The organism is Stenotrophomonas sp. YJH_SMC_105-26, assembly GCF_059368915.1.
This window is the reverse complement of the sequence record NZ_JCAFSD010000005.1, coordinates 1-12,182: the sequence shown is the minus strand read 5'-3', so window position 1 is coordinate 12,182 and position 12,182 is coordinate 1. Positions and strand designations below refer to the sequence as shown.

General features: G+C 67.6%; 9 protein-coding genes. 6 read left to right on the top strand and 3 right to left on the bottom strand.

What is annotated here, in order from left to right; all coding sequences use genetic code 11:
* Window positions 1-419: 419 nt before the first annotated feature.
* Both AC5P7F_RS13040 and AC5P7F_RS13035 read left to right on the top strand, forming a co-directional pair.
* Entirely contained in the window at window positions 420-836 is a 417-nt protein-coding gene (locus tag AC5P7F_RS13040; protein WP_164077809.1) for a baeRF12 domain-containing protein, read from the top strand.
* Window positions 837-841: 5 nt separating this feature from the next.
* Window positions 842-1,165, top strand: a complete 324-nt coding sequence (locus AC5P7F_RS13035; protein ID WP_049407275.1) for a thioredoxin family protein — start codon at window positions 842-844, stop codon at window positions 1,163-1,165.
* 59 nt (window positions 1,166-1,224) lie between these two features.
* On the opposite strand, the gene AC5P7F_RS13030 is transcribed toward AC5P7F_RS13035, so the two are convergent.
* Window positions 1,225-1,470, bottom strand: coding sequence for a hypothetical protein (locus AC5P7F_RS13030; protein WP_014647337.1), 246 nt, complete (start codon window positions 1,468-1,470; stop codon window positions 1,225-1,227).
* A 459-nt stretch (window positions 1,471-1,929) separates the two neighbouring features.
* Between AC5P7F_RS13030 and AC5P7F_RS13025 the strand changes: the two genes are divergently transcribed.
* Entirely contained in the window at window positions 1,930-4,281 is a 2,352-nt protein-coding gene (locus AC5P7F_RS13025) for a GH92 family glycosyl hydrolase (RefSeq protein WP_164077808.1), read from the top strand.
* A gap of 143 nt (window positions 4,282-4,424) precedes the next feature.
* Here the strand turns inward: AC5P7F_RS13025 and AC5P7F_RS13020 are convergent, their stop codons facing one another.
* Both AC5P7F_RS13020 and AC5P7F_RS13015 read right to left on the bottom strand, forming a co-directional pair.
* The gene (locus AC5P7F_RS13020; RefSeq protein ID WP_164077807.1) at window positions 4,425-5,798 is read right to left on the bottom strand and encodes a sensor histidine kinase N-terminal domain-containing protein; all 1,374 of its coding nucleotides are present in this window, start codon (window positions 5,796-5,798) and stop codon (window positions 4,425-4,427) included.
* Window positions 5,791-6,465 (bottom strand): response regulator, encoded by a 675-nt coding sequence (locus AC5P7F_RS13015; RefSeq protein ID WP_014647334.1) that lies wholly within the window; start codon window positions 6,463-6,465, stop codon window positions 5,791-5,793. Before AC5P7F_RS13015 ends, AC5P7F_RS13020 begins: the two co-directional genes overlap by 8 nt.
* Before the next feature lie 62 nt (window positions 6,466-6,527).
* Between AC5P7F_RS13015 and AC5P7F_RS13010 the strand changes: the two genes are divergently transcribed.
* The 3 genes from AC5P7F_RS13010 to AC5P7F_RS13000 are packed head-to-tail and all read left to right on the top strand — an operon-like array spanning window position 6,528 to window position 12,018.
* Window positions 6,528-7,775, top strand: coding sequence for a TolC family protein (locus AC5P7F_RS13010; protein ID WP_495204156.1), 1,248 nt, complete (start codon window positions 6,528-6,530; stop codon window positions 7,773-7,775).
* Window positions 7,772-8,944 carry an efflux RND transporter periplasmic adaptor subunit gene (locus tag AC5P7F_RS13005; protein ID WP_164077805.1) on the top strand — a complete coding sequence of 391 codons (1,173 nt, stop codon included), beginning with the start codon at window positions 7,772-7,774 and terminating at the stop codon, window positions 8,942-8,944. Before AC5P7F_RS13010 ends, AC5P7F_RS13005 begins: the two co-directional genes overlap by 4 nt.
* Complete coding sequence (locus AC5P7F_RS13000; protein WP_197637334.1) at window positions 8,941-12,018, top strand: CusA/CzcA family heavy metal efflux RND transporter; 3,078 nt, start codon at window positions 8,941-8,943, stop codon at window positions 12,016-12,018. Before AC5P7F_RS13005 ends, AC5P7F_RS13000 begins: the two co-directional genes overlap by 4 nt.
* The last annotated feature ends 164 nt before the right edge of the window (window positions 12,019-12,182 follow it).

Here is a 12,182-nt window from a genome sequence, read left to right as displayed (position 1 = left end):
CAACGCACCGCCGCAATGGCGGAAACGCAGCAACGGGATCACAGCGGTCGCGCAATCAGCGGCCGGCGGTCACAGCAGCGTGGGGAGTGCAGGCCGAGGGCCTGCGGGCGTCATCCGCCAGGATCCAGCGCGAGGCGGTGGAACGGCAGGGCGGGAGCCATCGTGGCAAGCGAAGCGCCGGTCGGCAGTGCTTCCCACGTAACAGGTGCGCCCGTCACGTAGTGGGTCGTGTCGATCATTCGTTCATCATAGCGGCATCGGCGTGAGCATGCAGCGAAGCGGACTGATCTGCACGCTGTGTTCCATCGCGCCTGTTCATCCGCGCGGCATGCAATGACAAGTGTTGAACGAACTCTGGCCGCAGCGCTCACGCGACGCTGTCTACGGTAGCGCTGGACGCAATCGAGAAGGAGCATCGCATGACCCGTCGCATTCCCGAAGGCACGTTGATCATCGTCGCCGATGGCGGTTCGGCCCGCGTGTTCACCAACGTCGGCAGCGAACATCAACTGGCGTTGAAGCAGGAAGGTGAGCTGCGCCTGCAGGACATCAGCGAGCAGGGCGTCTCTGGTCAGGGCCCGGCCGGCGCGGTGCCGAAGGACATGTCCATTGCGCAGCTCAACGAGGCGACGTTCGCCAAGCAGGTGGCGGAGCAGTTGAACGAAGATGCGCTCAACAACCGCTATGCACACCTGTTGCTGGTGGCAGACCCGACCACGCTGGGCCGTATCCGCCCGCTGCTGCACAAGGAGGTCCAGGCGCGTCTGCTGGGCGATATCGCCAAGGACCTGACCAACGCCCCGCTGGCGGATATCCAGAAAGCGCTGGCGGCGTAACCGGCATGCCGTTCATGCGTGACTACCCGGCGGCGGAGCCTGCAGGCGCGGACGTGGAAGCTCAGGCGGGCTGGCAGCTGCTGGAGTTCGGTGCACCCTGGTGTGGCCATTGCCAGGCCGCGCAGCCCGCACTCCAGGCGTTTGTGGACGCCCACGATCTGGTGCATTGGAAGATCGAGGATGGCAAGGGAAAGCCGCTGGGGCGTGCGTTCAAGGTAAAACTGTGGCCCACCGTGGTGCTGCTGCATGACGGCCAGGAAGTGGCGCGCGTGGTGAGGCCGGTCGACAGCGCCGACCTCGCCACCTTGCAGGGCGCATTGCCAGATTGAGGGCAGCAATCACTGCGTGCGGTGCGCACGGCGCCGAGCGGGCTCGGCTGCAGGGCGGGCTAGTGATAGGTCACCTTTTCCGCTTCCGCACGCAGCTTCTGCAACAACGACCGGCCATGCTGGCTCAGCATGACCATCGCATTGGCGATCTCTCTGGCGTTGTAGCCCATCGGTGCGGGCGGCTTCGGCTCGGGGCCGTACTGTTCACCGATGAGGATGGCCATGCCTTCTGCACTGTTGAGGGCGTGTTCGATGCGCTGGAAGAGCGACTCCATGGCCGGGCTGAGCGGACGCGTGTGTTTCATGCGGGAACTCCTTGGGTGCGAGGGCCACCGCAAGGGTGGCGGGCGATGCGTGCTTGGAACCCGGAGAGACTGAAGAAGAACTCCGATGGCCAGACGGCCACACGCAGCGCCCGCCATAGTCATGACAGGCAGATCTTCAGTTTCATCCGGGGGTTCCAATCCCGGCAGCGGGATGTCCGCTGCGGCGCAATCCTGGGCAGATCGAGGCGCTGCGCACCAATTGATGGTTTGTCTCGCTTTGTCCCGTTCGGAAGGCGCGGTCTTTCAGAAGTGCATGTCTGGACATCCATTGCCGTATCGGCACCGATCGGGACGCGGGAGACCGGAAGGCTATGAGGTGACTCGTCGCGCGGCCATGCAATTACGTGCAAAGCATCGTGCCGGTTCCGGCGGCCGCACTGCAGCATGCGACAGGGCAGGGCCGGTGCTAGGATCCGACTACCACCTGAATCGATCCAAATGCCGATGCCCACGCTGGACCGTCGTCTCCTGATCGCTTTCGTCGCGACCGCCATGCTTGCCTCCGGGGCGGTGCTGGCGGCTCCGTCGAAATCCGCCGCCGAACGCGCCTATGGCTCGGTGGACCCGTTCATCGGTACCGGCGGGGAAGGCCATACCTACCCGGGGGCGACGGTGCCGTTCGGCATGGTCCAGCTCAGCCCGGACACGCGCATCCAGCCGCGCGAAAAGGCCTATGGCTGGGCGGCGGGCTACCGTTACGACGACAGCAGCATCGTCGGTTTCTCGCACACGCATTTTTCCGGCACCGGGCATTCGGACCTGGGCGACATCCTGCTGATGCCGTTCACCGGCAACCCCGGGCTGGAGCGCGGCGATCCGGAGAAGCCGCGCAGCGGTTACGCCTCACGGTTCCGCCACGCTGACGAGAAGGCCGAGCCGGGCTACTACGCGGTCACCCTGGACGACTACAAGGTGCGTGCCGAGCTGACCACCAGTGCGCGCGCGGGCGTGCACCGCTATGCCTTCCCCAAAGGTGCCGACGCCAAGGTGCTGCTGGACATGCGTACCAGCATGTACGACTACCCGGGCAAGGTGCTGTGGTCGCGGGTGCGGGTGCGCGCCGATGGCACGGTGACCGGCTTCCGCGAGACGCGCGGCTGGGCGCCGGGCCGCCAGCTGTTCTTCGCGATGCGCTTTTCGCGCCCGCTGGCTGGCCATGAACTGCATAACACCGAGCAGGACATCGTCTACAAGGGCTTCCCGCCGCCGGGCGAGAAGGACCCGGCGCAGCGCGCACAGATCGAGGGCCGGCAGCTGGTCGGCACCTTCAACTTCGGCAAGCTGGACGCACCGCTGGTGGTGAAGGTAGCCATCTCGCCGGTCAGTGAGGCCGGTGCCATCGCCAACCTCGACGCTGAAGTGGCCGACTTCGACTTCGATCGGGTGCGTGCGCAGGCGAAGCAGGACTGGACGCAGGCACTGTCCGTGCTCGATATCGATGCCCCCGAGCATGCGCGGCGCAGTGCCTATACCGCGCTGTACCACACGATGCTGGGGCCGACGCTGTTCATGGACGCCGATGGCCAGTACCGCGGTTCGGACAACGCGGTGCACAAGGCCGACGGCTTCACGCACTATTCGACGTTCTCGCTGTGGGACACCTACCGCGCGCTGCACCCGTTGCTGACGCTGGTGCAGCCTGAGAAGCGCAACAGCGACTTCGTCAATTCGATGCTGGCCCACCATGAGCACAGTCCGTACGGCATGCTGCCGGTGTGGTCGTTCCATGGCCTGGAAGACTGGTGCATGATCGGCTACCACGCCGTGCCGGTGATCGCCGATGCCTACGTGAAGGGCATTCGTGGCTTCGACGCCGACAAGGCATTGAAGGCGATGGTCGAGACCGCCAACTACGGCCCGTATGACGGTATCGCGCAGTACCGTGAGCTGGGCTATGTGCCGATCGACGAGGAAGGCGAAGCGGCCAGCAAGACGCTGGAGTACGCCTTTGATGACTGGACCATCGCACGCATGGCGCAGGCGATGGGCAAGGCCGATATCGCGGCCACCTTCGACAAACGCGCGGGTAACTGGCGCAACGCGTTCGACAAGGACACCGGCTTCATGCGCGCGCGCAAGCGCGATGGCAGCTTCCGTACGCCGTTCGACCCCAGCGCCAGCGGCTACGGCACCGACTACACCGAGGGCAACGCCTGGCAGTACTCGTGGTACGTGCCGCAGGACGTTGCCGGCCTGGCGGCAGCCCACGGTGGCAGCGACAAGCTGCTCGCGCGCCTGGACGAGGTGTTCAACGCCAAGGTGGATCCATCGATCTTCGAGCACATGGAAGACATCACCGGCCTGATCGGCTGGTATGCGCACGGCAACGAGCCCAGCCACCACGTGGCCTACCTCTATTCGTACGCGGGCCAGCCATGGCGCACCCAGGCGCGGTTGAAGCAGATCATGGACACCCAGTATGCCGACCGCCCCGATGGCCTGGCCGGCAATGATGACGTTGGCCAGATGTCGGCCTGGTATGTGTTCACCGCGCTGGGCTTCTACCCGGTGGCGCCGGGCTCGGGCGAGTACATCCTGGGCCGTCCGTTCCTGCCGAAGACCGCGATGCGTCTTCCGAACGGCAAGACGTTCACCATCGTGGCCGAGGGCCTGGATGACAAGCACACCTATGTGGGCAGCGTGAGCCTCAACGGCAAGCCGTTGCAGCGCACCTTCCTGCGCCATGACGAGATCCTGGCTGGCGGCGAACTGCGCTTCAGCATGCAGGCCGAGCCGAACAAGGACTGGCCGGGGCAGGACGCGCAGGCGCCGTATTCGATGAGCCGGTGATGCGCACGTGGTAGGTGCCGACCTTGGCCGGCACGCTTCACGGGTGACCTGGAACCTGTAGAGCCGAGCCCATGCTCGGCTGCTTTTGGCACGGTGCCTGAGCCGAGCATGGGCTCGGCTCTACAAGGGCAATTCGACAAAGGTCAACGGAACCGCAACCCCACGCGCGCGCCACCGAGTGGCGCCGTTTCGATCATCAATATCGCGCCATGCCGCTGCGCGATCTCGGCCACGATCGCCAGCCCCAGCCCGCAGCCATCTCCCTCGCTGCTGGCCCGGTAGAACCGTTCCGTGACGCGCGCGCGCTCGGCTTCGGCGATACCTGTACCGTCATCGTCCACCCACACCTGCACGCCCTCGGCATCCCGCTGTAGTCCCAGGGTGATCACACCGGGCACGGCGCCGTAGCGCAGCGCGTTGTCCAGCAGGTTGCCCAGCGCCTCGCGCAGCAACTGCGGATCACCCTGTACCTTCACGCCGTCGTCGGGTCCGTCGTAACCCAGGTCCACGCCCGCCACCAACGCACGGTCGGCGTAGCGCTCGACCACGCCCCGTGCCAACGCGGCCAGATCCAGCGGCTGCAGCGGCAGTGCGCTGCCCTGTGGCTCTTCCGAGCGGCTGAGCATCAGCAGCTGGTTGACCAGGTGCTGCAGCCGTGCCAGCCCGGCCAGCGTGCCGGACAGCGCCAGCTGCTGGGCCTGCGGATCCTGTTGGCGGAGTGAGCTCTCCAGCTCCACCTGCATTGCCGCCAGCGGCGTGCGCAGCTGGTGCGCCGCATTGCTGACGAAGCGCCGTTGCGCGGCCTGCATCGCGTCCAGCCGTTGCAGCAGTGCGTTGTAGGCTTCGACCGCCGGCCACAGTTCGCGTGGGGCTTCCTGCGCGGGCTCCAGTGGCGCCAGCGGGTCCGGACGCGGGCTGGCCAGCCGCCGCGCCACCTGGTTGGCATGGCGTGCAGCCGCGCCGGTACCGGACCAGGCCAGCCACGCGGCCAGCGCCAGGATCGCGGCCTGGAACGGGATGCTGGCCAGCAGCAGCTTGCGCTCCAGCCGGTGCCGCTTGCGCAGCGTCTCGGCCACGCGCAGGCGGATATCATGGCCCGGCCCAGCGCTGACCACGACCTCGACCATGCGCACCGGCTGCCCACGCAGGCGCGCGTCGTAGTAGACGGCATCGTCGCTGCCGGCAGCGATCGCGGGGCGGGGCAGCGCTTCGGGCAGGTCCCCATACAGGCGCCCGCCCGCAGCGTCGACCACTTCGCCATGCACTTCGTCAGCGGTATCCCAGGTGAACATGCGCGACACCGCGGGCGTGATCTCGATCGAGGCACGCCCGTCCTGCACCTTCACCAGCTCGGACAACGACATTGCCGAGTCCAGCAACCAGCGGTCATAGACCTGGCCGGCATAGAAGCGGGCCAACGCGAATGAACCGATCGCGCTGCACAGCAGCAGCACCAGCAGGGGCAGCCACAGGCGGCGCAGCAGCAGGCCACGCAGGCTGTGCACACGCTCAGTCACCACCGGCTTCCAGCCGATAGCCCAGGCCACGCAGCATGCGGATGCCGACGCCGGCGCGCGCCTGTTCCAGCTTGCGGCGCAGGCGGCTGACATGCACTTCGATCACTGACAGGTTGGCCTCGTGATCCCAGCTGTACAGCGCGTCGAACAGGCGCTGCTTGGTGACGGTGCGGCCAGGATGCTGCATCAGTGCCTCGACCAGCGACAGCTCGCGCGCGGTCAGTTCGATGCGCTGGCCTTCCACCTGCACTTCATTGCGGATGCTGTCGAAGCACAAACGGCCCAACCGCTTGTGCGCCGGTGCGTCGCTGCGGCGACGCGACAGCGCACGCAGGCGGGCTTCCAGCTCACCGAGTGCAAACGGCTTGGCGAGATAGTCGTCGCCACCGCGGTCAAGGCCGAGGATGCGGTCCTCCACGCCATCGCGCGCCGTGAGGATCAGCACCGGCAGTGTGACGCCGTCGTTGCGCAGGCGCGAGAGCAGGTCGAGGCCATCGACGTCGGGCAATGAAAGATCGAGCACCATCACGTCATACGGCGCGCTGGCCAGTGCAGCCGGCGCGTGCAGCCCGCGCGAAAGGTGGTCGCACAGATGGCCGGCGCCCTGCAGGGCGCGGATCAGTCCATCGGCCAGGGCGGCGTCGTCTTCGATCAGCAGGATTCGCATTGCAAGCTTCGTGCAAGGTTGGGGCAAGTTTGGCGCAAGTGCGTCACCTTACCGTGACGTGCATGAATTTCTCCCGTCGTCTTGCGGCCGTGCTGGCCGCCCTTTCGTGCGCGCCTGCGACTTCGGCGCTGTCCTTGCAGGATGCACAGCGTGCAATGGAAGCGCACAACCCGGACCTGCGCGCGGCGGCATTGGAACTGCGTGGGGTGCAGGGCGATGCGCTGACCGCTGCGTTGCGGCCAGCGGCCGAGCTGTCGATCGGCAGCAGCAAGATCAGCCCGAAGCACGGCATCGGCCCGGGGCGCTGGCAGGACAAGCGGGTGGACAGCACGCTGGGCCTGGGCTGGACCTGGGAGCGCGGCGGCAAGCGCGCATTGCGCATCCGCCAGGCGGACGCGCTGCTGGAAGTGGCCGGGCTGGACATGCTCGATACCCGGCGCCGGCAGCAGGTGGCACTGCATGAAGCCTATTTCGGCCTGAAGGGCGCGCAGGAGCGGGCGCAGATTGCCGAGGCCAACCGCCAGAGTTCGGCCGAACAGATGGCGGCGGCCGACAAGCAGGTGGCCACCGGGGCGATGGCGCCGGTGGATCGCGCGCGGATGGCGGTGGACCATCTGGCGGTGGCCGATGCGGCGCGGAAGGCGGCCCTGGATCTGCGTGACGCGCGGCATGCGCTGGGCCTGCTGCTCGGCAGCGATGACAGCCGCGACCTCAGTGCCGATGACCCCTGGCCGGATGCCAGCAGCGTGGCCAGGGTGCGCGCGTTCGATCCGCAGCAGCGTGCCGATCTGCGCGCGGCACGCTCGCGCCTGGCCGCCGCCGACGCTGGCGTGGCCCTGGCGCGTAGCGAGCGCCACCGCGACATCCAGCTGGGTGTGGAGGCCGAGCGCGAGCCCACCGATATCAGCGGTGTCACCTGGGGCGTGTCGTTGACCATTCCGCTGGGCGGCCCGTCGCGCGCACGCGGCGCGATCCAGCGTGCCGAGGCCGACCGGGACAGCGCCGCGCTGGAACTGCAGGTTCTGCAGCGCGAAGCACACGCTGAACTGGACCAGCTGCAGGCCAGCGTGCAGTCCGCCGCGCAGCGCCGCAGCGATTACGAGGGGCTGCAGTCCGACGCTGCGCGCAAGGCGGTGGAGGGCATCGAACTGGCCTATCGCCGGGGCGCCGCCAGCCTGACCGATCTGCTCGACGCGCGCCGCAGCTGGCGCGAGTTCGAGGCCGCGCTGATTGATGCGCGTGCCGACCATGCCATTGCCCTGGCGCGCTGGGAAGCGGCCACATCCGTTGCTGAAGGAGAGTCCCGATGAAGTCCACCGTCGCCCATCGCCCGCGGGCGCGACATGCCATGCTGCCGGCCCTGCTGGCGCTGGCCCTGCTGGGCGGCTGCGGTCGCGAACCGGCGTCGTATACCGAGGATGCGCCGCAGGTCAGTGCCGGCCAGATCCTGTTTCCGGCCGGCAGCCGCCAGCTGGATGTGCTGCGCAGCGAGCTGGTGACCGCCGGTGCCAGCGCCAGCCTGCAGCTGCCGGGCCGGGTGGTCTGGGACGAGACCCGCTCCAGCGCGCTGCGCAGCCCGCTGGCGGGGCAGGTGGCGCGCATCGAGGCACAACCGGGGCAGAAGGTGAAGGCCGGCCAGGTGATCGCCTGGATCACCTCGCCCGAGTTCGGCCAGGCGCAGGCGGAGGGCGTGCGTGGCCGTGCCGAGCTGCAGCTGGCACGCCGGGAACTGGACCGCACCCGCGAACTGCACGCGGCAGGGGTGGCGTCGGGCCGTGAACTGGACGAGGCCGAGGCCAGCTTCGCCGGCAGCCAGGCCGATCACGCGCGCGCGACCGCCTTCGCCAGGGCGTATGGCAACGGCCAGCACGTCGACCAACGGCTGCCGCTGCGCGCACCCATTGATGGCGTGCTGGTGGAGCGGCGGATGAGCCCGGGCATGGCAGTCAGCCCCGACAGCGAACAGCCGCTGGCGGTGATTGGCGATCCTGACCGCCTATGGTTGCTGCTGGATGTACCGGAGAGCCTGGCCGGACGCTTGAAGGCGGGCATGCAGGTGAGCGTGCCCGGCGCCGATGGGCAGCCGCAGCAGGCGACCCTGCAGCACGTGGATGACTTCGTCGACAGCGAACGCCGCGTGGTGCAGGCGCGCGCCGAACTGGACAACCATGCGCGCGGTTTCAAGGCGGGCCAGTACGTGCGTGCGCAGGTGGCAGTGCCGGCCGGGGGCGGTGTCTCGCTGCCCGATGCTGCGGTACTGCTCATCGACGGCAAGCAGGTGGTGTTCGTGGAGGAGGCCAAGGGCCGCTTCGCGCGCCGCGCCGTGCGTGCCGAGGAACTGGGCGATGGCCGCCTGTGGGTGCGCGAGGGCCTGGCCCAGGGCGCCAGGGTGGTGGTCGAAGGGGGCCTGTTGCTGCAGCAGCTGGTCGACAGTGCGCCCGCAGCCGCCAGCACCGGGACGGGGCATGCCGCGCCATGATCGATCGCCTGATTGCCTATTGCCTGCGCCAGCCGCTGATGGTGATGCTGGCGCTGCTGCTGTTCATCGGCGCTGGCATTGCCGCGTTCCGCGTGCTGCCGGTGGAAGCCTTTCCGGATGTGTCCGACACCCAGGTGACGGTGGTATCGCTGCACCCGGGCCGGGCCGCGGAGGAGGTGGAGCGCGAGGTGACGATGCCGCTGGAAGTGGCACTGTCCGGCATCCCGCATTCGGTGCGGGTGTTCTCGCATACGCAATTCGGCCTGTCGATGGTCATCCTGACCTTCGACGACAAGGCCGACGATTACTTCGCGCGCCAGCAGGTGCTGGAACGCCTGCAGGGCGTGGAGCTGCCCGAAGGGGTGACGCCGGAGCTGGAGGCGATGAGCTCGGCGGTGGGCGAGATCTACCGGTACGTGCTGAAAGGCCCGCACCTGACACCGACCCAGCTGCGCACCGTGCAGGAATGGACGATGGAGCGCAGCCTGCGCACCGTGCCGGGCGTAGCCGATGTGATCAGTTTCGGCGGCTTCGCGCGTACTTTCCAGGTCAAGCCGGACCTGGACAAGCTGCGTGACCGCGGCATCAGCCTGGCTGAGTTCGCCGAGGCGCTGGAGAAGGGCAGCTCGAACGCAGGCGGCGGCTACGTGGAACGTGGCCAGCAGCAGTTCCTGATCCGCGGCGTCGGACTGATGCGTTCGCCGGCCGACATCGGCAACGTGGTGGTCGCGCAGCGCAGTGGCACGCCGATCCTGGTGCGCGACCTGGCCGGCATCGCCGATACCGGCCTGCCCCGGCAGGGCCTGGTCGGCCAGGATGACAACGACGATGCGGTGTTCGGCATGGTGCTGATGCGCAAGGGCGAGAACCCGTCCGACGTGCTCGACGCCCTGCATGCGCGCATCGCCGAGATCGAAGCGAACCAGCTGCCGGCCGGGGTCAGCATCGAGCCGTTCTACGACCGCTCGTGGCTGGTCTCGACCACGCTGAAAACCGTCTTCAGCAACCTGCTGGAAGGCGCGGTGCTGGTGTTCCTGGTGCTGTGGCTGTTCCTGTACAACGCCCGTGCCGCGCTGATCGTGGCGGCGATGATGCCGCTTGCGCTGCTGTCGACCTTCCTTGGCCTGCATCTGTGGGGCGTGCCGGCCAACCTGCTGTCGTTGGGTGCGATGGACTTCGGCATCATCATCGATGGCGCGGTGATCGTGACCGAGCACATCGTCTCGCGATTGTCGAAGCTGCCACCTGCGGCCGATCGTAAGACACGGTTCTCGACCATTCTTTCGGCAGCGTCGGAAGTGGGCCGGCCGACGTTCTTCTCGATGCTGATCATCATCGCCGCGCACATCCCGATCTTCACCCTGCAGCGCCAGGAAGGCCGCATGTTCGCGCCGATGGCGTACTCGGTGACCTCGGCATTGATCGGCGCGCTGATCCTGGCGCTGACCGTGGTGCCGTTGTTCTGCTACTGGTGGCTGCGGCGCGACCGCATGCGCGACGGCAATCCGCTGATGGACCGCCTGACCGGCTGGTACCGGCCGGTCCTGGAGCGCGCACTGGCCCGCCCGCGTGCGGTAGTGCTGACCGCGGTTGCGCTGCTGGTCGGCACGCTGGCATTGGGCACGCGGCTGGGTTCGGAGTTCCTGCCCGAGCTGGACGAAGGATCGATCTGGCTGACGGCCACGCTCGACCCGAGCACCAGCCTGGGCGAAGCGCAGCAGCAGTCGCGGCGCATCCGTGAGCTGGTCGGCACGTTCCCGCAGGTATCGACGGTGGTGGCCAAGCTGGGACGCCCGGAAGACGGCTCCGATGCCAAGGGCGCCAACCAGATCGAGGCGCTGGTGGCGTTGAAGCCGGAGAAGGAATGGCCGAAAGGCGTGGACAAGCGACAGCTGGTGAGCGATCTGCAGCGCACGCTGGAGCAGCGCATTCCGGGCCCCGAGTTCTCGATTTCGCAGCCCGTGCGCGACAACATCCTGGAGAGCATCTCGCAGATCAAGGGCCAGGTGGTGATCAAGGTCAGCGGCTCGGATCTGGACGTGTTGAACCAGCAGGCGCAGGCGATCCTCGGCCAGGTACGCGGCGTGGAGGGCGTGGAGAGCGCCTTCATCGACCGCGACGGGTCATTGCCGCAGCTGCAGATCGAGATCGACCGCGACCGCGCCGCGCGCTATGGCCTGAACGTACGCGACGTCGACGAAGTGATCGAGACCGCACTGGGCGGGCGCCAGGTCGGCGAGCTGTGGGAGGGTGACCGCAGATTCCCCATCACCCTGCGCCTGGACGATGCCGATCGTGACCTGCAGCGGCTGCGTACGGTGCCGGTTGGCATCGGCGATGGCCACACGGTGACGCTGTCCGACGTGGCCGACTTCCGCATGGCCAGCGGCGCGATCAACATCTCGCGCGAGAACGCACAGCGGGTGAAGGCGGTGAGCATCTTCATCGCCGGCCGCGACATGGGCAGCGTGGTGGCTGACATGCGCAAGCGCGTGGATGCCAGCGTACAGCTGCCGGAAGGCTATCGGCTGGAGTGGTCCGGCGAGTTCGAGAACCAGCAGCGTGCGATGAAGCGGCTGGGCTGGGTGATTCCGCTGTCGGTGCTGATCATCCTCGTGCTGCTGTTCGATGCCTTCAAGGACATCAGCAGCGCCGCGCTGATCCTGGCCAACGTGCCACTGGCGATGATCGGCGGCATCCTGGCCCTGTGGCTGACCGGCATTCCGCTGTCGGTGTCGGCGGCAATCGGCTTCATTGCATTGTTCGGGCAAGCGGTGCTGAACGGCGTGGTGATGCTCAGCCGCTTCGCCCAGTTGCGCGAGCAGGGCATGGACCTGCTGCAGTCGGTGGTGCAGGGTTCGCTGCAGCGCCTGCGCACGGTGCTGATGACCGCACTACTGGCGATGTTCGGCCTGCTGCCGATGGCCACCTCGCACGCGATCGGTGCCGAGACCCAGAAGCCGCTGGCGGTGGTGGTGATCGGTGGCCTGCTGTCGGCGATGCTGCTGACCCTGCTGGTGTTGCCGACGCTGTACTACTGGGTGCATCGCCGCCGCGAGGCGCGCATCGCCTGACCTACCTGTAGAGCCGAGCCCACGCTCGGCTGCTTCTGGCCTTTGCGCGAAGAGCAGCCGAGCATGGGCTCGGCTCTACAAGGGCGTCGCGCCATGCGTGGATGCCACCTGTGCGATCTACACCATTCCGCCGTTGGCGCGCAGCACCTGGCCGTTGATCCATC

Excerpts from the sequence above, each read along its gene's own strand:
- AC5P7F_RS13015 (WP_014647334.1), bottom strand. The coding sequence starts at position 6,465 with ATGCGAATCCTGCTGATCGAAGACGACGCCGCCCTGGCCGATGGACTG.
- AC5P7F_RS13010 (WP_495204156.1), top strand. The coding sequence starts at position 6,528 with ATGAATTTCTCCCGTCGTCTTGCGGCCGTGCTGGCCGCCCTTTCGTGC.
- AC5P7F_RS13030 (WP_014647337.1), bottom strand. The coding sequence starts at position 1,470 with ATGAAACACACGCGTCCGCTCAGCCCGGCCATGGAGTCGCTCTTCCAG.
- AC5P7F_RS13000 (WP_197637334.1), top strand. The coding sequence starts at position 8,941 with ATGATCGATCGCCTGATTGCCTATTGCCTGCGCCAGCCGCTGATGGTG.
- AC5P7F_RS13035 (WP_049407275.1), top strand. The coding sequence starts at position 842 with ATGCCGTTCATGCGTGACTACCCGGCGGCGGAGCCTGCAGGCGCGGAC.
- AC5P7F_RS13025 (WP_164077808.1), top strand. The coding sequence starts at position 1,930 with ATGCCGATGCCCACGCTGGACCGTCGTCTCCTGATCGCTTTCGTCGCG.
- AC5P7F_RS13040 (WP_164077809.1), top strand. The coding sequence starts at position 420 with ATGACCCGTCGCATTCCCGAAGGCACGTTGATCATCGTCGCCGATGGC.
- AC5P7F_RS13005 (WP_164077805.1), top strand. The coding sequence starts at position 7,772 with ATGAAGTCCACCGTCGCCCATCGCCCGCGGGCGCGACATGCCATGCTG.